At 56.4% G+C, this 19,513-nt stretch carries 16 protein-coding genes, 1 tRNA gene and 1 pseudogene; 10 read left to right on the top strand and 8 right to left on the bottom strand.

Annotated features, from left to right (window positions below; translation table 11 throughout):
- The first annotated feature begins 77 nt into the window (after positions 1-77).
- Positions 78-569 (top strand): Mini-ribonuclease 3, encoded by a 492-nt coding sequence (locus LEPTO7104_RS34330; RefSeq protein ID WP_340627215.1) that lies wholly within the window; start codon positions 78-80, stop codon positions 567-569.
- On the opposite strand, the gene recQ is transcribed toward LEPTO7104_RS34330, so the two are convergent.
- Together recQ and LEPTO7104_RS34335 are read right to left on the bottom strand one after the other, a co-directional pair.
- Positions 566-2,788, bottom strand: a complete 2,223-nt coding sequence (recQ, locus tag LEPTO7104_RS0117515) for a DNA helicase RecQ (protein WP_017299882.1) — start codon at positions 2,786-2,788, stop codon at positions 566-568. The two genes, LEPTO7104_RS34330 and recQ, sit on opposite strands and share 4 nt — an antisense overlap.
- An 82-nt stretch (positions 2,789-2,870) precedes the next feature.
- Positions 2,871-3,248 carry a tetratricopeptide repeat protein gene (locus LEPTO7104_RS34335; RefSeq protein WP_017299883.1) on the bottom strand — a complete coding sequence of 126 codons (378 nt, stop codon included), beginning with the start codon at positions 3,246-3,248 and terminating at the stop codon, positions 2,871-2,873.
- A 455-nt stretch (positions 3,249-3,703) separates the two neighbouring features.
- Here LEPTO7104_RS34335 and LEPTO7104_RS34340 point away from each other — a divergent pair, with 455 nt between their 5' ends.
- The 6 genes from LEPTO7104_RS34340 to LEPTO7104_RS0117550 all read left to right on the top strand — a co-directional run bounded on the left by LEPTO7104_RS34340 (position 3,704) and on the right by LEPTO7104_RS0117550 (position 8,637).
- Positions 3,704-4,072 carry a slr0373 family blue light stress response protein gene (locus LEPTO7104_RS34340; protein WP_017299884.1) on the top strand — a complete coding sequence of 123 codons (369 nt, stop codon included), beginning with the start codon at positions 3,704-3,706 and terminating at the stop codon, positions 4,070-4,072.
- Positions 4,073-4,150: 78 nt separating this feature from the next.
- On the top strand, positions 4,151-5,683 hold the full coding sequence (ycf46, locus tag LEPTO7104_RS0117530) for a stress-responsive protein Ycf46 (RefSeq protein WP_017299885.1): 1,533 nt from the start codon (positions 4,151-4,153) through the stop codon (positions 5,681-5,683).
- A gap of 137 nt (positions 5,684-5,820) precedes the next feature.
- Positions 5,821-6,171, top strand: coding sequence for a DUF1257 domain-containing protein (locus LEPTO7104_RS0117535; RefSeq protein WP_017299886.1), 351 nt, complete (start codon positions 5,821-5,823; stop codon positions 6,169-6,171).
- Positions 6,172-6,358: 187 nt separating this feature from the next.
- Positions 6,359-7,237, top strand: coding sequence for a 3'(2'),5'-bisphosphate nucleotidase CysQ family protein (locus tag LEPTO7104_RS34345; protein WP_051158509.1), 879 nt, complete (start codon positions 6,359-6,361; stop codon positions 7,235-7,237).
- A 106-nt stretch (positions 7,238-7,343) separates the two neighbouring features.
- Positions 7,344-8,027 carry a Crp/Fnr family transcriptional regulator gene (locus LEPTO7104_RS0117545; protein WP_026072811.1) on the top strand — a complete coding sequence of 228 codons (684 nt, stop codon included), beginning with the start codon at positions 7,344-7,346 and terminating at the stop codon, positions 8,025-8,027.
- A 121-nt stretch (positions 8,028-8,148) separates the two neighbouring features.
- Positions 8,149-8,637, top strand: coding sequence for a tellurite resistance TerB family protein (locus tag LEPTO7104_RS0117550; RefSeq protein WP_026072812.1), 489 nt, complete (start codon positions 8,149-8,151; stop codon positions 8,635-8,637).
- A 67-nt stretch (positions 8,638-8,704) separates the two neighbouring features.
- Here the strand turns inward: LEPTO7104_RS0117550 and nadA are convergent, their stop codons facing one another.
- Both nadA and LEPTO7104_RS0117560 read right to left on the bottom strand, forming a co-directional pair.
- Positions 8,705-9,670, bottom strand: coding sequence for a quinolinate synthase NadA (gene nadA / locus LEPTO7104_RS0117555; RefSeq protein ID WP_017299890.1), 966 nt, complete (start codon positions 9,668-9,670; stop codon positions 8,705-8,707).
- Between the two features lie 158 nt (positions 9,671-9,828).
- A complete protein-coding gene (locus LEPTO7104_RS0117560) occupies positions 9,829-10,578 on the bottom strand; it encodes a response regulator transcription factor (protein WP_017299891.1) in 750 nt (249 codons plus the stop codon).
- Positions 10,579-11,024: 446 nt separating this feature from the next.
- Between LEPTO7104_RS0117560 and LEPTO7104_RS0117565 the strand changes: the two genes are divergently transcribed.
- Together LEPTO7104_RS0117565 and LEPTO7104_RS0117570 are read left to right on the top strand one after the other, a co-directional pair.
- On the top strand, positions 11,025-11,345 hold the full coding sequence (locus tag LEPTO7104_RS0117565; RefSeq protein WP_155523681.1) for a response regulator: 321 nt from the start codon (positions 11,025-11,027) through the stop codon (positions 11,343-11,345).
- 109 nt (positions 11,346-11,454) lie between these two features.
- Entirely contained in the window at positions 11,455-11,751 is a 297-nt protein-coding gene (locus LEPTO7104_RS0117570) for a hypothetical protein (RefSeq protein WP_017299893.1), read from the top strand.
- Here the strand turns inward: LEPTO7104_RS0117570 and nagA are convergent.
- Positions 11,748-12,983: an N-acetylglucosamine-6-phosphate deacetylase gene (nagA, locus tag LEPTO7104_RS34350; protein WP_083887090.1), complete on the bottom strand. Its 1,236-nt coding sequence runs from the start codon at positions 12,981-12,983 to the stop codon at positions 11,748-11,750. The two genes, LEPTO7104_RS0117570 and nagA, sit on opposite strands and share 4 nt — an antisense overlap.
- Between nagA and LEPTO7104_RS0117580 the strand changes: the two genes are divergently transcribed.
- Positions 12,982-13,410, top strand: coding sequence for a VOC family protein (locus LEPTO7104_RS0117580; protein WP_017299895.1), 429 nt, complete (start codon positions 12,982-12,984; stop codon positions 13,408-13,410). The two genes, nagA and LEPTO7104_RS0117580, sit on opposite strands and share 2 nt — an antisense overlap.
- 304 nt (positions 13,411-13,714) lie before the next feature.
- Here the strand turns inward: LEPTO7104_RS0117580 and LEPTO7104_RS0117590 are convergent.
- The 3 genes and pseudogenes from LEPTO7104_RS0117590 to LEPTO7104_RS39430 form a co-directional block, all read right to left on the bottom strand.
- Positions 13,715-13,787, bottom strand: a tRNA-Glu gene (locus tag LEPTO7104_RS0117590).
- A gap of 179 nt (positions 13,788-13,966) precedes the next feature.
- The gene (locus tag LEPTO7104_RS0117595; RefSeq protein WP_017299897.1) at positions 13,967-14,911 is read right to left on the bottom strand and encodes a sensor domain-containing diguanylate cyclase; all 945 of its coding nucleotides are present in this window, start codon (positions 14,909-14,911) and stop codon (positions 13,967-13,969) included.
- 317 nt (positions 14,912-15,228) lie between these two features.
- Positions 15,229-19,227: pseudogene (locus LEPTO7104_RS39430) on the bottom strand (choice-of-anchor I family protein); the annotation flags it as partial.
- Positions 19,228-19,513: the final 286 nt, after the last annotated feature.

Raw genomic sequence — 19,513 nt, forward strand, 5'->3', positions numbered from 1 at the left:
TAGTCGTGGCTGAAATGTGCCCTGAGACTCCTCCTAGCCTGCAGTGGCTGCTTCAGTTCAGCGCTCACAGCTCTGCTATGGCCATCTCTCCAGCGCAGGTTCAGTCCTTGTCTCCGGTAGCTCTGGCCTATATCGGCGATGCCGTGTACGAACTATTTGTACGGGGCGCTTTTTTGCTGCCTCCCCAGCGCATTCAGGCCTTTCATCGGCGGGTTGTCAACCAGGTGAGGGCCGAACAGCAGGCCTATCAGGTGCAGCAGCTCATGCCCCTGCTGACAGCGGCAGAGCAGGATTTGCTGCGTCGGGGCCGCAACGCGTCCTCCCGTGGCCCCCGGCGGGTAGACAGTCAGATCTACCAGCAGGCCACTGGGTTTGAGGCCCTGGTGGGCTACCTCTATCTAACCAATCCGGTGCGCCTGGTGGAGTTGCTCAGCGTTTTAGATTTGACCTCCACGGACAATTCTCCAGCGGCCAACCCTTCAGCGGCCAACCCTTCAGCGGCCAACCCTTCAGCGGCCAACCCTTCAGCGGACAACCCTTCAGCGGACAACCCTCCAGCGGACAGCTAGACTTTGGGCTGCTCGGTTTGCCACCGGGCGCGCACCAGGCGAATGTCTTCGTAGCTGTAGGCAGGGCCAAGGCGATCGCGAATCTCCGTCAGCGAGGCATTCTCCATCTCTGTCAACACCGCTATCACCGCCTGCTGTCGGTCGATATCGACCAGCCGATCCACATTTACCGATTCTCCCTGGCGTAGAAGGTGTTCCAGATGGCTGGCGATGGTGGTCGGCTTCAGCCCCCGCTGGTCGGCAATCTCATCTAGGGAAAGCCCCTGACGGTGTAGCTCTAGGGTGTGGCGGTGGGTGTCGCCCACCGCCTGACGGCGTTCTCTGGCCGGACGCGATCGCCTCCGCCCGGCCCCTGGATCAGACTCCAGGCCGTAGTCGGCGCAAAACTGGCGAATAGCATCGGTAAATACTTCCCCATACTGCTCTAGCTTGCGGCTGCCCACCCCCGACACCTGCCCAAACGCTGCGATCGTCTGCGGTCGGGTTTGGGCCATTTGCCGCAGGGCCGACTCGGGGAATACCACGTAGGGGGGCACGCTTTGCTGGTCGGCCAAGCGCTTGCGCAGAGCCTTGAGCACCGTCAAGAGCTGCGCCACCTCTGGGGTGTCCTCGATCGCAGCGGCTTCGGCAGGGCCAGGGGCAAAATCCTTGGGCACCGCTACTTCTACGGAAATTTGCTTCCGAAGCACCTGCCAGCTAGCGGCGTTGAGCTTGAGCACTGGATAGCCGTCGGTGGTTTCATCGACCAGCCGCTGGTGCAGCAGCGATCGCCCCAGCAGCCGCCACTCCTCCACCGAGCGGTCCTTGCCAATGCCGTGGGTCGAAAGCTGGTCGTGGCGCAAATCCAAAATCTTCTGTTTTTTAGAACCGCGCAGCACGTCAATAATGTGGGCCATGCCAAAGCGCTCCTGGCAGCGGGCCACGCAGGAGAGAAACTTCTGCGCCTCAATAGTCCAGTCTTCCACCGGGGGTGGGTTGAGACAGTTGTCGCACTGGTGGCACAGCCCTTCCAGCGATTCACCAAAGTAGCTGAGCTGCACTCGCCGCCGACACACGCTCGTTTCGGCGTAGTCGATCATTTGCCGCAGCTGCTGGCGGGCAATCCGCTGCTCGGTCTCATCGGGCTTTTGGCCAATCAAGTAGTCCGCCGTGGCCACATCTCCGTAGGCGAGGTACAGGGTGCAGTGGGCCGGTTCGCCGTCGCGCCCCGCCCGCCCACTCTCCTGGTAGTAGCCCTCAATGTTGCGGGGAATGTCGTAGTGGATGACAAAGCGCACATCGGGCTTGTTGATGCCCATGCCAAAGGCCACCGTGGCCACCATCAGCCGCACATCGTCGCGAATAAAGCGGGTTTGGTTTTCTCGCCGGGTTTCATCGGAGAGGCCTGCGTGGTAGGGCAGCACCGATTGCCCATCGGCAGTCAGCTTTTCGGCCAGCTCCCCCACTCGCTTGCGGCTAAGGCAGTAGATAATGCCCGACCCCTGGTGCCGTTTCACCTGGCGGAGCAGTTCGCCGTAGGGGTCACGGCCCTTGGGGCGCACTTCGTAGAACAGATTGGGCCGGTTAAAGCTCGACACCTGAATCAGCGGATCCCGCAGGCGCAGCTGTTGGGCAATATCCACCCGCACCCGCTCGGTGGCGGTGGCGGTCAGCGCCATCACTGGAATTTGTGGGAACGTCTCTCGCAGCACCGACAGCTGCCGATACTCGGGGCGAAAGTCGTGGCCCCATTCCGAGACGCAGTGGGCCTCGTCAATGGCGAAACCGCTCACCCCGACAGTTTGGATCAGCTGGTTCAGCAGCCCCAAAAATGCCGGATTGATCCCTCGATCTTTGATCAGACGCTCCGGCGACACGTAGAGCAGCTTGATTTTGCCCGCCAGCAAATCGGCCTCTCGCTGGCGAATGGCGTTGAAATCGAGGGAGCTATTCAAGTAGGTAGCCGGCACGCCGTTGTCGGTCAGGCTGTCCACCTGGTCTTGCATCAGGGCAATCAGCGGCGACACCACCACCATCACCCCTAGCTTGAGCAAAGCGGGCAACTGGTAGCACAGTGACTTGCCGCCCCCGGTCGGCATAATCACCAAGGCATCCTGGTTTTTGAGCACGGCTTCAATCACGGGCCGCTGACCCAGCCGAAACTGGTCATAGCCAAAATGATGTTTAAGGGCCGTTTCTAAAGAAGGAAACGCCGCCGTGGGTGATGCAACCCCAGCCATAGCCAACGCTCAGAGTAAGGTCTACGCGTTCAAGTGTATTTGCCAAAGCGAGTTATTGCCCCTAACCTTGGCCCCAGTTTAGTCAGGATGGCGTAGCTCGGGCATAGCTAGCGTAGGACTCTTTGTAGCGGCCCAGACGATGCAGGGCGACGCCACGGTAAAGCCATCCCTGGGGATAGTTGGGAGCGATCGCCAGCACCTGATCAGCTACCGCTAAGGCCCGCTCTGGCTGTTCTAAGTGGATCAGACACACCGCCTGGTAAATCAGCGTCTCCAGATGGTCAGGGGCCAGAATAATGGCTTCTTCGAAACAGCGCAGGGCGCGATCGTAGGCTCCAGCATTGGCCTGACTTTCCCCCTCAGCGTACCAGTCTCGAAACGATCCGCTCCCAACAGCTGTTGAGGATGTCGGCTGTGCATAGAAGGCAGAGAACTTGCTTTGGGCAACGGTAAACTTCATAGAGGGTGAAAAACCACGGCGGAATAACCACAGCATTCCCCCACGCCAGTAAAACTACCTAGCTAACGGGCAATGCCTTAAATCAGCTGCGCTGGCAAACTGCGAGGAGGTTTAATTCGCAAATCGCCATAGCTGAGCAACCTTCAAAAGCATATCGACCTGCTCCAGGAGAATTCTCTCGCTGTCGTATAAGTTTACCTCTGCCCCTAACCCGCCTGAACCCCGCTACGGTAGTAGGAGTCCAGGACCAGTTCACAGGGATGGGATTTGGCCAATATTTCGCAGCATAACCAGACGAAACAGACCACCAGCCATCGACCGCCAGATTAAGGAAGCTTTCCTTGTGTAAAGCAATGTTACAAGAATGACGTCATGACAGCATACTGGCTTGACGGTGCCCGATATCCCGTTTAAGTTATCCACATACCCGGGTTACCCCTATTTAGAAAAGCGCTATGGAAGAGCAAAAAGCTACTAAGGTCACGCTGTATTTACCCCCTGACCTGCACCGTCAGTTAAAGATTCGCTCTGCTGTTGAGGGTGAGGCGATGTCTTCCATTGCTAAGCGTGCGATCGACTTCTATCTAGCTCATAGCGACGTTGTTGCAGAGAGTCTGGAAACCTCCTTCGGTCAGTCTTACCGTCTCCACAGCTGTCCAAGCTGTTCATCGTCGGTGGTTTTGAGAGAGGGAGAGCTGGTCGAGGTAGCTCAGGCGGTCAGTGCTTCCCAGCATGGGAACGGTGATGCCATCGGTGCCGCTGTAATTCCTGAGGTTGCTGCTGGTGCTGGTTCCCGCGAAGAAGGGGAATTGGTTGTTTGCTAGGTACAGATTTAGTTGGTCTAGCTGTAGTTAGCTTAGACAGCGATTTAACTGCCCCGTAGCCTGAGAAGGGATTTGGTTATGCGAGAGGATTTGAACGTACTAGTACAAGCCCAATATCCTCTGATTTACCTGGTTACTTTCGAGGAAGAACGGGCTGAGCAGACCATTGCCGTGGTGGCTCGTCACCTGTCGAAAGATCAGGATATCAAAGCGCCAATGCGGGTCTTTACCTGGACCATGACTCGTGGCATGGTCGAGTTTGGCAGCCAAGGCGTGGGTACGCAGAACAACAACACAGTTTCCCCCGAAGCCGCCGTCGAGTGGGTCATCCGCCAGCGCGAACCCGGTATTTTCATCTTTAAGGATCTGCACCCATTCAAAGATTCGCCCGCCGTCACTCGCTGTCTGCGCGACGCCATTGTTGCCCTTAAGGGCACTCGCAAAACCATTGTGCTGATGTCTCCGGTGCAGGAAATTCCCATTGAGCTTGAAAAAGAAGTTGTTCTGCTCGATTTTCCGCTGCCCGATATGTCGGAGCTCGATGAGGTTCTTTCCACCGAGATGAATCGCGCTCGGGGCAGCAGTATTTCCACCGAAGAGCGTGAAAAGCTTCTCAAAGCGGCCCTAGGCCTTACCCGCGACGAGGCGGAGAAAGTCTATCGCAAAGCGAGAGTCATGGCCAAGCGCCTCACCGCTGAGGAAGTTGACATCGTCCTCTCTGAGAAAAAGCAGCTGATTCGCCGCAACGGCATTCTAGAGTTTATGGAAGTCGATGAAACCATCGACTCTGTGGGTGGTCTCGAAGAGCTCAAGCACTGGCTGAAGCAGCGCTCTGACGCCTTCACTGAGCGGGCACGCGAGTACGGTCTACCCCAGCCTAAGGGCATGCTAATTTTAGGGGTGCCCGGCTGTGGCAAGTCGCTGATTGCCAAGACGACTTCACGGCTGTGGGGCTTGCCGCTGCTTCGCCTCGACTTGGGCCGCGTCTACGATGGCTCAACCGTAGGCCGCTCGGAAGCTAACCTGCGCAACGCCTTGCGCACCGCTGAGTCTATCTCTCCTGCCATTCTCTTTATCGATGAGATCGATAAGGCGTTTGCCGGTGCTGGTGGTTCCTCCGATTCCGATGGGGGTACCTCTAGCCGCATCTTTGGTACTTTCCTGACCTGGATGCAGGAGAAGAAATCCCCCGTGTTTGTGATGGCTACCGCTAACCGAGTGGAGCGCCTGCCCAGCGAATTCTTGCGCAAGGGGCGGTTTGACGAAATCTTTTTCGTCGATTTGCCCAACGCTGAAGAGCGCAAAGATATTTTTCAAATCCATCTGCAGAAGCGCCGTCGCGACATTGAGCGCTTTGACCTAGACCAGCTAACCAAGGTTTGTGATGGGTTCTCCGGGGCCGAAATCGAGCAGGGGCTGATTTCGGCCATGTATGAAGCTTTTGCCCAAGGACGTGAGTTCACTCAACTCGATATTATTGCGGCGATTCGAGCTACGCTGCCGCTGTCGAAGACCATGAGTGAACAGGTTACAGCCCTGCGGGATTGGGCCCGCCAGCGGGCGCGTCCGGCGGCAGCCTCCGTCGCTGAGTATCAGCGGATGGAGTTTTAACAGGCTTTCCTCCCGGTGGTATCCGGGGGAAGGGCTAGCATTTGCTAGCAGTTAGTATCCAGATAGCCCGTGGCTAACTGGTTTTGTCTCTCTCAAACCTCGTTGTCTCTCTCAATTTCCCTACAGGAGGAAACACTATGTCTCACTTCAGCACCCTTCGCACCAAAGTGACCGATGCTGAGATCCTCAAGCAGTCTCTGGCTGACTTGGGTATTGCAACCAAGACCGAAGCTGATGTACGCGGTTACAACGGCCAGCGCGTGCGCGCCGACCTTGTCGCCGTTCTGGATGGTGAGTATGATCTGGGTTGGTCTCGTAATGCCGATGGCTCCTTTGATCTGATCGCTGACCTCTGGGGTGTGGCTAAAAAGCACAACCAGACTGAGCTGATCAACTCCATCAACCAAAAGTACGCGGTCAACAAGACCCTGGCTGAGGTCAAGCGTCCTGGCCTGCAGAACGCCAACGTTAAGCTGGTGCTTCAGTAAGCCCGTATCGCGTTCCCTAAGGTGGGCTGGCTAGCAGATGCTAGCCAGCCCATTTTTTGCGCCGATTCTTATGGTATTTTGCTCCAGAGCCAGACTACACTGACGGGGAGGCCAGTTTATTTTGGCCAAGGGTTAGCCCTCTATTCAAGTATTTCCCCTGGCGTGGGATCGCGTGGTTTAGCCTGGTATGTCCCCTATCTGCCCCTCTGATTTATTGACGCTGCACCAGCTGTTGATTGCCTGCGGCGACTATGCTAGCCAGCAGTCTCAGCGGTCTTTTCAGGTGTTTGAGAAGGGGGTGGATGACTATGTGACCACCGTGGACCAGCTGCTGGATCAAAAGCTATTGGCCGGTATGCGGGCGCTGTTCCCAGAGGACGGCATTATTACTGAGGAAAATCGCGCTACTGCTGAGCAGTTTCAGGATCTTGCTGGACAGGTGCCGAACCGCCCGCTGTGGTTTGTAGACCCTATTGATGGCACCGATGACTTCATTCAGGGCCGGGACAACTACGCCGTCATGGTGGGAAGAGTGGTTAGGGGAGAGCCTCAAGCGGGCTGGATCTATGCTCCGGTGGGGCGGCATCTGGTTTGGGGTGGACCGGGCTGGGGCCTGTTTGAGCAGACAGGCGATGGCCAGTCGGCACCTTTGCTGCCCAAGGAACCCACTTTTGACCCTGACCAGGATTGGTCGATGGTAATTGGCGATAAAGATGAGCGGCGGTTTGGAGAGGCGATCGCCCGCCAATTTCCCCACGTCCACTTCCTGGCGCTGGGCAGTTTTGGCCTCAAGGTGCTGGCGGTGATCACCGGCCAGGCTGGTATCTACATATACCTCAATGGTAGGGTAAAGCTGTGGGATACCACCGGCCCCCTGGCCCTGGCGCGAGCAGCAGGACTGGTGTGCTGCGATCTGGCGGGCCAGCCAATTCGGTTTACCGAACCTGACGTTGTATCCCATACGTTGATTCACCGCCAGCCGATTGTGGTAGGTTGGCCCAGCTATGTGGAGGCCCTGCGATCGCCCCTGAATGACATCGCTACCGCGATCGGTCTGCCGAGGTAGGGCCGCTGCTTCGGTCTGCCTGGGTTTCTGGGTACTATGGGAGCGTAACTGTCGTTGCTGGCCCCATCTGGTTAGCCCTGAGCGTCACCCTTTCCCCATGCCTTTTATGCAAGCCGACACGCTAAGTGAACTTTACCCGCTTTTCCACACCGCCAATCCGGAAACTGTTGAATGGCTGATATCGGTGGCGACTCACCACGACTACCCTGCCGACCGCGCTGTGGTGATGGAGGATGCATGGGGTAACGCAGTCTATTTCATTGAGGCGGGCTGGGTGAAAGTGCGCCGCCACGCCGAAGATAGCTCCATTACCCTGGCTGTTTTAGGCAAGGGTGATTTTTTTGGTGAGATGGCTATCCTAGATGAATCTCCCCGCTCCACGGACGTAGTAGCTATGACCGCTGTTAGGCTGATGAGCATATCCGCCCAGCGGTTTATTCAAACCCTATTCAAGGATCCTCACCTGCACCACCGCCTGCTGCAGCTGATGGTACAGCGGCTGCGTCAGACTAACCTGCGCTTTCAGCTGCGCCACCAGCCCCCGGCGGTGAAATTAGCCAATACGCTGACCGCTATTCAAGAGGCCTACGGAGAACCCGTGGACGATGGGGTTGATCTGTTCAACATTCCCCGTCGCGATCTGGCCGATCTTGCGGATATTACCCTTGATGAGGCTGAAAAGATCATGGCTAAGCTGGCGGAGAAGGGCTGGATTGTAGAGGACAAAGCGCGATCGGTGCTGCGGCTCCAAAATACCCGGCAGCTTGCTCACCTTGCAGGACGGTTGTAAATAGTGTTACCGAAGCCATCTAAATTTGTAGAGATTGCTAAAGATACCTGGCCCCTCTGCCTCTCTATGGTAGGTTGTCAGCATCAGCTACCCGACGTGGTTCACTACCCCGGAAACTGCTATGCCACTACAACCCCCTTCTCCCCCTTCCATTAGCCCCAGCCAGATGACGCTGCTGCGCATCGTGTCCACAATGGCCTGGAGCGATGGCCATCTTGCCGACGAAGAAGTCGACGTTATGCTAGATCAGTTCAGCCATCTCTTTGCCAGCAATGCTGGCCAGCAGGTCGCCCTGCGCGATGAACTGCGCGACTACCTAATGCAAAACTTGCCCCTCGAAGAGCTGGTGCCGAAGCTCACTAGCGCCGCAGAGCGAGAACTGGTGCTCAAGCTAGGCTACCAGGTGATTAGCGCCAGCGCCCGCACTCCCGGCGAAGAGCTCATCAATGAGGAAGAAGCAGACGCCTACGATCGCCTGGTGTCGCTGCTTAACCTGCCCGCCGATGTGGTAGCTCGAATCGAGCAGGAAAGCGGGCAGCCCGCAGTAGACGGCAGTAACCTGATTGAACAGTTGACGGCGGAACTGAAAACCTTCGTCGATGACCTGTAGGCCATCAAAAAGGTCGTTTTTACCAAAAAGGTCATTTACAAAAGCTCTCAGTCCCTTCAGTCGTCGCTTATGAGCCGCTTAGCTCTAGCATGCGCTGAATAGGCTTGAGAGCCTCCTGCTGCACCTTAGGGTCGAGGATGATCTCTGGCTGGCGGTTTTTCATGGCCAGGTAGAGCTTTTCTAAGGTATTTAGCCGCATGTGGGGGCATTCATTACAGGCGCAAGTCGCCGTCGGTGGGGCCGGAATAAACACCTTGTCTGGAGCCTGTTTTTGCATCTGGTGGATAATGCCAGGTTCTGTAACGACAATGAATTCCCGTGAAGCACTCTGCTGGGCGTAGTTGAGCAGCGCTGTGGTAGAGCCAACAAAGTGGGCATGGCGGAGCACCATTTCCTCACATTCCGGGTGGGCAATTACCTCGGCCTGGGGGTGAGCACCCTGAAGCTGCACCAGCTTCTTCTCAGAGAAGGTTTCGTGAACCATACAGCTTCCCTGCCATAGCACCATGTCTCGACCGGTTTGCTGCATCACGTAACGGCCCAGGTTGCGATCGGGGGCAAAGATAATTTTTTGGTCGGCGGGCAGCTGCTGCACGATGCTCACCGCATTGGAGCTAGTGCAGATGATATCGCTCATGGCCTTGATAGCCGCCGTGCAGTTGATATAGGAAATCACCAGGTGGTCGGGATGTTTTGCTTTAAATGCCGCAAAGGCATCGGGAGGGCAGCTGTCGGCTAGGGAGCAGCCTGCGTTGAGGTCGGGCAACAGCACCAGCTTGTCGGGGTTGAGAATTTTCGCCGTTTCGGCCATGAAGTGCACGCCCGCAAACACAATCACATCGGCGCTGGTTGCTGCGGCCTGGCGGGACAGCCCCAGCGAGTCGCCGATGTAGTCGGCTACATCTTGAATGTCAGGTTCTTGGTAGTAGTGGGCCAGGATAACGGCGTTGAGATCACGCTTGAGCGTCTCAATGGCTGCAAAGAGATCTAGGGAGGGGAGGGGTGAAGCAGCGGGCGTCAGGGTGGTAAACACGATGGCAAGACTGGCAATATTGAGTAATTCGAATTATAGTTCAATTCACCAAAACTAGCCATGCCCGCGATCGCAGGCGGCACAAGTGTCATGCTGGCGGCAATTGACCGTCGCCCGGTGGTGTATAAGCTCACAAGTGTGTCGGCTTAAATGCTTCGCTAGCTCAAGGAGGAGGAGGCCAGCGTGGGGCTAACCCGAGGACTGTGGCCGTTAGACTCAGCTGAAATACGCTCGACGTTAAACCGATAGCCCACGTTGCGCACCGTTTGAATAATGTTGGGCTGTCTGGGATCTACCTCAATTTTCTTGCGCAAGGAAAGAATATGGGTGTCGACGGTTCTGGGGTTGTCGATGGCATCCGGCCAGGCCCGACGCAGGAGGTCAGTGCGGCTAAGGGGAGACCCGGCCGCCTGGGTCAGTACGTACAGCAGACTAAATTCCTGGGGAGTTAGATCGATGTAGTCGCCGCGAAAGTTGACCCGCCGCTGAACCAGATCGATATTGAGGTCGCCGTAGGTGAGGGATGCAGGGGCACTCATGAGTCGCACCCGCCGGGTCAGCGCCTCGACTCGAGCCAAAAACTCCTGCATACCAAAGGGCTTGGTCAGGTAGTCGTCTGCCCCAGCCCGTAGACCCGTCACAATATCGGTTTCCGTATTGCAGGCGGAGAGAATCATGATCAGAGGCTGCCCCTGGCTGTGCAACCACTTGCATAGCTCTACCCCATCACCATCGGGCAGCTGCGAGTCTAAAATCACTAGGTCTGGCTGGCGGCTCTGAAAAACGTCGCGGGTGCGAACTATATCTGCTGCCTGAAAAACCCTGTAGCCAGCTTGCTGAAGATGCCAGCCCAGTAGCGATCGCAAATGGGGATTGCCCTCAATAATCTGTACAGATACAGAGCCCACTGGGTTTCGTCATAAACGGCAAATTTTATTTGCTAAACATAGCAAAGCCCTCCCAGGGGTTTTGTAGCTAGGGTTACCCAACTCTGGGGCCAGCAGAGGGGTAAAGGTCTGTGATTTTGCTACAAAACGTTACTGCTAGCGCAACAATCGACTTTCGCTAGGGGAATAGTTCGCATAACTTAAATATAGTTTGACTTTCGAAAAATATGGGCTTTGGCAAGCCTTTAGATAGCCTAAAAAAAACGAAAGAATTATTTTTGGCTAAGACCCTGAAATCCTGCTAAAACCCCAATCTATAGGCGAAAAAAGCGACTTTATAGGGATGAGAGTCATTTTTGACCTATGTAATATAAGAGGCAACTGCGTCGTTTCTAGCCATGAATTTGCCTCAAGATTATATCCTTGTGCTCGATCCAGAGCGTGGTCACTGTGATGGCGCCAATCTTTTGGAATCTGATCTGCAATACCCGGTGTTTGTGGCCAATTCTACCGAGCAAGCGGTGACTCGGGTGAGTCAAGGCGCCCCCTGCCTTGTAATTCTGATGGGCAACAACGTTCAGACGTGGTCTCAGCCGCTAGTGCATCAGCTGCGGCAGCACGGCCACTCCTCCGACATGACCATTGTGGCCCTCACCGATTCTACGAGTCCCCAGTGGAACTACAGCGAAGACCTGTCGGGGCTGGATGGTCTGCTGGTACAGCCCCTCAGTACGGATATTTTGCGATCGCTAGTGGAGTCTGCCTTTGCCCGCAGTATCTGCCACTGACCACCGTCGACAGGGCTATCCAGGCTTGCATAAGGTACTGCATCTGCCTGCGCATCAGCATTTGCTGGGCCAGCTGGGTATGCTGAAACTAGGTTAAGAGAGAGCCTTCATGCTGCCCAAGGTTTTGCCCGAAAGTCGGATTCAGGTGTTTAAATTTTGGTTCAATGGCGCCCTGCAGGACGGCACTCACTACTACAACGAGCTGTACTACCGGGCGCTAACCGTCGAATCAGACAAGCGCACTCGCCTGTATCACCTGGCCTGTAAGTTTTCGGAGCAGCAGGCCGGGGCGCTAGTATCGATCGCCGATGACCAGTGCAGCCTCTGGATCTGTCTACGTAGCCAGATGATGGCGGCCCAGCTGCTTCAGCAGCGGGTAGCCGGTCTACCCCGGCCCCGGCTCTAGGCGGCCTGCCCAAAATCAGCGCTCACCCAGGCCAAAGCCCCCTGCTCAATGGCGGCCTTGACCGTGAAGGTGGCTGGGTCAAACAGCGTGATGTTGGCCTGGTAACCCGCAGCCAGCAGCCCCAGGTAACGATCCACCCCAATGGCCCGGGCGGGATAGCGTGTCGCCATGCGCAAAGCTTCTGCCAGGGGAATATTGACCTGGCGCACGCAGTTACCCACCGCCTCGATCAGCGTCAGCGCCGCCCCCCCCAGGGTGCCATCGGCATTCACGCACTTGCCGTCGCGGTAGAACACCTGCTGGCCGCCAATCACGAAGGATTCTAGGGTAGTGCCCACCGGAGGGGTGGCATCGCTAACCAAAATCAAACGATCTTGCTTGATTTTTTGCGCCAGACCGACGGACCCATAGTGAACGTGGTGTCCGTCTACAATGATGCCGGCATAGATGTCAGGCTGGCTAAAGACAGCCCCTACCATACCAGGGCTGCGCCCTTGCCAGGGCGACATTGCATTAAACAGATGGGTCACCATGCCCACCCCAGCCGTAAATCCAGCCAAAGCCTCCTCAAAGCTGGCGTCTGTGTGCCCAGCAGCGACCAAAATACCCGCCTGCGCCAACTGCTGAATGTGGTTCACGGCAACCATCTCAGGCGCTAGGGTTACCAACTTAACCACCTCTGGCCCTGCCTTGCTCAGATGGCTGATCATAGACCCACGGGCCGGGCGAATGGCGGCCCGATTGTGAATACCGCCCCGCTTGGGATTTAGATAGGGGCCTTCTAAATGAACCCCCAGCACCCGCTGCGGATAGCAGTGACGGTACTCTGCTATCAGGGCGATCGCATCGCGCATAGCCTCATCAGAGGTTGTAATTAAGGTGGGCAAAAAGCTGGTGGTGCCGCTCTGGAGATTGGTGCGGTGCATCGTGTCTAGAGTAGCGGCAGTGATGGCGTCATTAAACATCACGCCGCCGCAGCCATTGAGCTGAAGATCGATAAAGCCGGGGGCGGCCGCCCACCCGTGACCGTCTAGGCGGGGCAAATCCGATGGCAGCTCGGTCATGGGAACGAGATCCACAATGGTGGCTGCTTCTACCACCAGGGCATGGTTTTGCAGGACTTGACTGCCGGTATAGAGAGTACAGTGGGTAAGGGCATAGCGAGGATGGAGTGCCTCTGGCGCGAGGCCAATACTTTTAGCCCTATGCTCTTTCGTAACCCTAGAGGACATGGTGATGCTTCGTCCCTTTCATGTGGCGTTTCCAGTGTACGACCTGTCTAGCACCCGTCACTTCTATGAAACGGTGCTGGGCTGTTCCGTGGGGCGCACCGCCGATCGCTGGATTGACTTTAATCTATTTGGGCACCAGGTTACGGCCCACCTGGTCGATGAAGCTCGGCCCGATGTATCCACTAATGCCGTCGACGGGCACGGTGTACCCGTAAGCCACTGGGGCGTCATATTAACCCCAGCGGAGTGGCAAGCCCTGGCCGATCGCCTGCGCCAGGCCCAGGTTAAATTTTTGATCGAACCGTACCAGCGATTTGTCGGGCAGGTAGGGGAGCAGGCCACCCTTTTTATCACTGACCCCAGCGGCAACGCCTTGGAGTTCAAGGCTTTTGCCCGAGACGAGAGTATTTTCGCCCAGTCTAACTAGCCGAGTTTGAGGCTGGGAAGGTTCCCCCGTTTTCTCGGCTTTGGCGGCAGCGTGGCCCGCAGTCGGAGCTTGTCACCATGCTGCTCGACGGTGATACCCACCTTGCTGGCCTTCAGCCTGCCGCTGACCTGGCGTAACTTACTGGTTACTTCCATAGGCCTAAAATTTGGCCTAAAAAACCAGGGGCGTTTAAGGTTGATTGGGGTTAATTAGGGTTGATATACAATTCGCAATGCAATCTAAAAAGCAAGCCCCGTAGGCTTTTGGGCGCTACAGGGCTGATAGCATCGTGGTGTTTGAACTATACCCCCAGGGGAATTCGAATCCCCGTCGCCTCCGTGAAAGGGAGGTGTCCTAGGCCTCTAGACGATGGGGGCCTGGTTTTTCAACAATCCTCAGTATAGATAAAGGGTAGACCCTTGTCAAACTGAGTGGTGTTTTTTTGGCAGCCGCTAGAAGCCTGGGCGTAGTCTGCCAGCCTTTGCCAGCGCCGCTCTATGTATTCTAAACCTATGGGACCGTTCTACAACAGCAGGGCAGTAGAACATGTGGTTGGCTAAGCTTGTTTGGCGCTGTACATGGCGCGATCGGCATTAGCCCAAGCCCACCGCAGTCCCTGGCTGGGGTGACGTCCGGCGATACCTACCGACGCTTGCAGCTGGCTAGCCCTCAGGGCTTGTTCTAGACGGTTTTTCAGGGATACCCCTTCGTCTAGGGGGCACTCAACGCAGAGCATGGCAAACTCGTCGTCGCCAATGCGGGCTACCACGTCTTGCTTGCGGGTAATCTGCCGAAGCACAGCGGCAGCCTGCTGCAAAAGCTGATCTCCAGCATCGTGCCCTTGACCGTTGTTGACGCTTTTGAGGTCGTTGATATCGATGACGATGATGCAGGCTGGATAGCCGTAGATAGCACAGCGTTCTTCTTCACCATCGATTAGCTGGTCCCAGCCGCGACGATTGTACAGCCCGGTCAGTCCATCGGTCAGCGCTTCGGTTTGCAGGCGATCGGCTAGACGGGCCTGCTCAGCCGCTTTATTGTCGGCGTGGAGAATGCGGCTGAGCAACTGGGCCAGTAGCTCAATGAGCGGGAGCTCTTGCTGGATGGCTGTGGGCTGTGGGGCTGGGTCAATGGCGCATAGGGTGCCAAATAAAGAGCCGTCCTCGTTGATTAGCGGGACGCCTACGTAGGCCCCAATTTTGACCTGCTGCCCAATCGGGGCGCTGGCATAGGTAGACACTTCATCTGAGCTAGGGGCAATGCGCGGTCCTTCTCCTTTGACCATGCGCGAGCAAAAGGAATCTGTCCAGCTAAAGACATCTCCCACTTTTACGCCATAGCCCTGATCGTTGCTCTGCAAAACAATCCAGTCGTTTCCCTCGGTGCGGGTCACCATCCAGAGATCAAACCCAAGGCGATCGTGCAGGTAGGTCAGTACGGCTAACGCAGCGGTATTAAAGTCGAGGAGTTGACTAGCGTCGATGGTAAACAAGGATTTCATTAAAAGTAGATAAAAATAGGCTGAAAGCCTTTAATCATAGTATTGCTCTTTAGCAACAGCAACCGATCGAGAGTGGCGTCCAAGGGGCAAATTATTATAAATATGAGGCCAAACTAGGCCTGGATTGTGACATCGGGTTGATCTCCCCAATCTGATCCTTAAATGTTCAGATGAAGAACCTTTTGGACAGCGATATTGGATATCTGATCCCTCTAAAAAGCAGGCCTAGGGATTGGGCTTGCGATCGCGAGCCAGAGAAGCCTGTACCACAGGCAGGCCAGGCCCGGTTTGGCCAGGCCCACCTGTGTTGCCAAGGTCTAGGCTGTTGGCACCGCAGCCTGCACCACCATGTCGTTGAAGTCGCCGTCGCCGCCACCAAACAGGTCTTCAAACCCAATTGCCCCATCGGTAAAGCGAATGTGCTCGGCTCCATCGGCGTTTGCAGCCCCAAAGGCAAAATATACCTGGTTGGGGTCAAAGCTGTCTGGGGTGCCGTTGGCAATCAGGAAGGGGACATAAAGGCTGCCTCCAGCTACCGCTGACTCAAACACCGACTGGGTGCGGTTGGCCGTCGTCAGGGCTACAGCCTCGGCTCGGGCCGCTAGGGCGGCCTGAGTATAGCCCGATTGCCCTGGGGCTAGGTCGGCTATGCGATCGCCGTTAAGATCAATACCGCCGTCGGTATCGGCTACCCGGTAAAAGCCAGCAAAGTTGTCGTAGGCAGCCTCTCGGTTAACCGTAAAGGTGGCAACGACATCGCCGGTAACGTTGAGCAGATCGAGGCCCTTGAACTCGCCTGATTCAGGCCCATCGGGTGCGGTGTCCACCAGCCTGCCAGCGTCAAACAGCGTAGTACTGCCGCTGACCTCGTTGGCTACCACCACCAATGAATTGCCGTTGGGGCTATCGGCCGCCGGAATGAAAGCGAGACCCTCAGGCCCCAGATCGCCAGCGGTACCGGCTTCTGGTTCGCCCGCAAAGTCACGGTTGTTCGCATAGTCAACAAAGAAGGAGTTAGCAGGGTCAGTGATGTCGTAGGTAAAGACTCCCCCGACCCGCTCTAGACCGATGAAGGCGTAGGTACGCCCGTCGATTTCGCCGATCGCCACGCCCTCGGGCTCAGGCCCTTTGTTGTCGCTGCGGTTGTCAAAGGAGTCGTTCTCGGCGTTATCGGAGTTGAAGTCATCTGGGAATAGCTGGGCTGTAATCTGCTCAAGCTGGTCACCGCTGTCGAAGACCAAGTTACCCTGGTCGTCCCAGATGGAGAAGGAGCGGCCGCCAAAGGCGTAGAGTTCGTCGTAATCACCGTCTCCGTCGGTGTCGCCCAGGGTGGTGGTGACAGTGAGGCGACCCAGTACCTCATCGGCCTGGAGCGCCGCTGCGTTGGGGAAGGCAACGGGGTCGAGCTGTAGATCCTTGACCCGAGCTTCTTCGCTGAAGCCGTCGTAATCGCGAGAATCTCCTTCATTGGCGGTGACAATGTAGGTCGCGTCGCCAGCTTCGTAGGTGGCGATCCCGTCGGGCTGATACATGCCAAACAGATTGGGGTAGGTAGCGATGTTGATCGCACCGTCGCGATCGCTGGCATCTAAAGGCACCACCGCGTGATTTTTGTACCCCAGCGGCAGAATGTTGGTAACGGTGCCCGACCCAATATCTACGACCGCCAGCGCATTGTTTTCCTGAAGCGCCACGTAGGCCGTGGTCGAATCCTTAGACACCGCAATGTATTCGGGTTCCACATCCTGGGCAACGGTGGCATTGGGGCCGAAAATGCGGACGCCGGAGGCAACCAGGGCATCGAGCTGATCGTTATAGGCAGTAAAGTCAGCGGTGGTAACGTTCGCCTGGGTCAGGGTTTCAACACCCCCAGACAGATCGATGATGCTGACGGAGCCCTCTGGATCGATCGTGTAGTCATCGTTGGGCTCCCCTTCGTTGGCCACCAGCACTTTGGTGCCGTCAGGGGTAAAGGTCAGCATGTCGGGCAGAGCACCCACGGTGACGGCGTTCAAGAAATTGCCGTCGATATCGAAAAAGACCACGCTGCCGGGGTCGGTTTTCTCCTCGCTTTCAATGGCGATCGCGACGATGCCGTTGGCGATCGCCACGCTGTTGGCGGTGCCTCCAAAGGCAACCGGGTCGATCTCGAATAGCTTGCTGGGGTTGCTGGGGTCGCTAATATCCAGTACTTCTACCGCAGGGGCATTGGCATTGACCACAAACAGCCGCTGGCTGGCCGGGTCGTGTACCACAATTTCAGCGGCGCTCTCGTCAAAAACTCCGGTTTCGTAGGTTCCCAAAGGCGCCAGCAGGGAAGGCTCAGCTGGGCCTGGATCGGTGGGGTCGGTTGGGCCAGCGCCGTCGATCACGGTATCGCCACGGAAGGACAGGTTTTGAATGCGGCTGTCCAGGCTGCGATCGGTCTCGGCAGTACCAAAGGGATTGGCTGCGCTGAAGTTGTCAAAGAGGTACTCTGCCAGCGCATCCTGCTCAGAGAAATCAGCGGCAAAGGTGGCATTTCCACTGCGTAGCTCAGGGGTGGGGTTGTCGGAATCCTCCGTCACTAAATCAACCCGATCGGCCGCCTCCCCCGTGGGGAAAGGGTAGCCATCGCCCCCGTCAGCCAGGAAGTTGAGGGTTACCATGCGAAAGGTGCGGCTGGGGTCACCGACGATTTCGCCGTTCTGCACCACCACATCAACGTCGTTCCCCGCTTCATCCTCGATCGCCAGGGACTGCACGCGATCGCCGGGTTCCGCTGTGAGATCGTAGCTAAACGAGAACCCGCCAATCTGAGGAAACCGCCCCTGGGTGTTGCTGTCATCCAGGCTGCTAGCGGCCACGCCGTGCTCTACCAGCGCTAGCAGTTCTGCCGCAGTAACCGTTACCAAGCTGAGCTCATTGTTGAAAGCCAGGGAGTTGGCAATATCGTTTTGAGAGATGCCACCCTCAGGCTTAACTCCCGGAATGTCTTCGTTGGGAAGTAAATCTACCTCACCAACGCTGCCCGTTGGCACGACAATGCGGCCAATCTCGGCCCGAATGCCACCGCCGTTCTTGAGAGAAATGACGACAGTTGGGTCTACCTCCTTCGCGATCGCCAGGTTGGCATCGGCCGTTAAGTTACCTAGGTTGGTCTCTTCAACGCGTACGGCGCTGCGGCGTCCTTCCAAGAACACATCGCTGACGCCCAGCACATTGCTCTCAGTGGCAACAATCACCTCCCGCAGGGCGTCAGTAATGGCGACGATCGCTGGATCGGCCAATCCTTCGCCGCCTATGTCTGCAACCCCCTGGTCATCGGTGGCATAGGCTCCGCTGACTTCAGAGTCATAGCTTTCAGGTACGATCAGGCCATTCTCGTCAAAGTCGATGACCAACCGCCCCACATACTTGTAGTTGCCATCCGTGTTGACCACCGCCACGGGGTTGCCGTCAACATCGGTTTTGATAATCGGATAAATCCCCTGGTTTGTGTCGCCAGCCCGCAGGCGATCGGTCTCATCCAGCAGGCGCGTATTGGAACCACCGCCGACAATGATGTCAACGCCAGACAATCGCTCAACTAGGGCTTGCTCAATGGCAAGCTGCTGCATGTGAGCCAGCAAGACAACCTTATTGACATCGGGGTTGGCCGCCAGCAGTGCATCTACGTCCACTTGAATCTCTGCTGCCAGGGCATCCAGCTGCTCTGGGGTAGGGTCACCGTCAAAGGGCTGGGGGGAAACGGTCACATCCCCAGGGCTAGAAATGCTCACGTTGACGTTTTTAATAGTGGGGGTAGTTGCGCCCACCACACCAATTTTTTCGCCATTGACGTCGATGACTGTGGAAGCTGCGATGCTGTTGGGCAGGGGCGCTTGGGCATCGGGCACGACCAGGTTAGCTAAAGCCTCATCCGTACTAAAATCCAGGTTGCTGCTGAGGTATGGATACGCCGTGCCCGGAAAAGATTCATCGATATCCGTCGCAGCATCGTCTTCCCCAGGGCTAATCAAACTTGCAACTAGACCCGTGCCGAGATCAAACTCGTGGTTGCCAAAGGCGATCGCCTGAAAGCCCAGGGCATTTTGAATTAAGATATCAGCGCGTCCAGCACCGCCAAAAACAGCATCACTGGCATTTAAAAATAGACCAGGAATATACGCATCCCCAGAGGAAAGCGTCAGTGTATTGGCAAACCCAGCGACACCGTCGCCATCTATATCTTGGGCTTCAAGCGCATTCAATACAGCTGAAAATCGGGGAACATCATCAAGGGCCGGAATGCCAGCCTCTTGGTCAGAGACATGGAAGAGTTGGAGCGTGAAGTCAGCCATAGATAACACTTGGGGGTTACATCTTGTAGCCATTGCTACTGGGCCATCTTCGGCCATTACGCACGGCAAAGCTTCATGAAGGGGCTAAAGGGGCGCTAAGCTTTGATTAAAATTTGCTTAAAGCAAAAACCGCCCACAGGCAGCAGGCCAATAAAGTTCTGTGGAGCTGAGGTTCAAGAAAATAAAAACTTAGTTAATGCTGCCCAGACAATCGAGTACCCCGGTGGTCCGAGCGCTTAAGATATCAGCAACCACTGGTATTTTGGCTTCAGCACAACTA

It is taken from the genome of Nodosilinea nodulosa PCC 7104 (genome assembly GCF_000309385.1).
Taxonomy (GTDB): domain Bacteria; phylum Cyanobacteriota; class Cyanobacteriia; order Phormidesmidales; family Phormidesmidaceae; genus Nodosilinea; species Nodosilinea nodulosa.

Bases quoted from the DNA above. Each gene is read 5' to 3' on its own strand.
- LEPTO7104_RS0117580 (WP_017299895.1), top strand. From the start codon at position 12,982: ATGGTGATGCTTCGTCCCTTTCATGTGGCGTTTCCAGTGTACGACCTG.
- nagA (WP_083887090.1), bottom strand. From the start codon at position 12,983: ATGTCCTCTAGGGTTACGAAAGAGCATAGGGCTAAAAGTATTGGCCTC.
- LEPTO7104_RS0117550 (WP_026072812.1), top strand. From the start codon at position 8,149: ATGCCACTACAACCCCCTTCTCCCCCTTCCATTAGCCCCAGCCAGATG.
- recQ (WP_017299882.1), bottom strand. From the start codon at position 2,788: ATGGCTGGGGTTGCATCACCCACGGCGGCGTTTCCTTCTTTAGAAACG.
- LEPTO7104_RS0117595 (WP_017299897.1), bottom strand. From the start codon at position 14,911: ATGAAATCCTTGTTTACCATCGACGCTAGTCAACTCCTCGACTTTAAT.
- LEPTO7104_RS0117535 (WP_017299886.1), top strand. From the start codon at position 5,821: ATGTCTCACTTCAGCACCCTTCGCACCAAAGTGACCGATGCTGAGATC.
- LEPTO7104_RS34335 (WP_017299883.1), bottom strand. From the start codon at position 3,248: ATGAAGTTTACCGTTGCCCAAAGCAAGTTCTCTGCCTTCTATGCACAG.
- LEPTO7104_RS34340 (WP_017299884.1), top strand. From the start codon at position 3,704: ATGGAAGAGCAAAAAGCTACTAAGGTCACGCTGTATTTACCCCCTGAC.
- ycf46 (WP_017299885.1), top strand. From the start codon at position 4,151: ATGCGAGAGGATTTGAACGTACTAGTACAAGCCCAATATCCTCTGATT.
- LEPTO7104_RS34345 (WP_051158509.1), top strand. From the start codon at position 6,359: ATGTCCCCTATCTGCCCCTCTGATTTATTGACGCTGCACCAGCTGTTG.
- LEPTO7104_RS34330 (WP_340627215.1), top strand. From the start codon at position 78: ATGGCCATCTCTCCAGCGCAGGTTCAGTCCTTGTCTCCGGTAGCTCTG.
- LEPTO7104_RS0117545 (WP_026072811.1), top strand. From the start codon at position 7,344: ATGCAAGCCGACACGCTAAGTGAACTTTACCCGCTTTTCCACACCGCC.
- LEPTO7104_RS0117570 (WP_017299893.1), top strand. From the start codon at position 11,455: ATGCTGCCCAAGGTTTTGCCCGAAAGTCGGATTCAGGTGTTTAAATTT.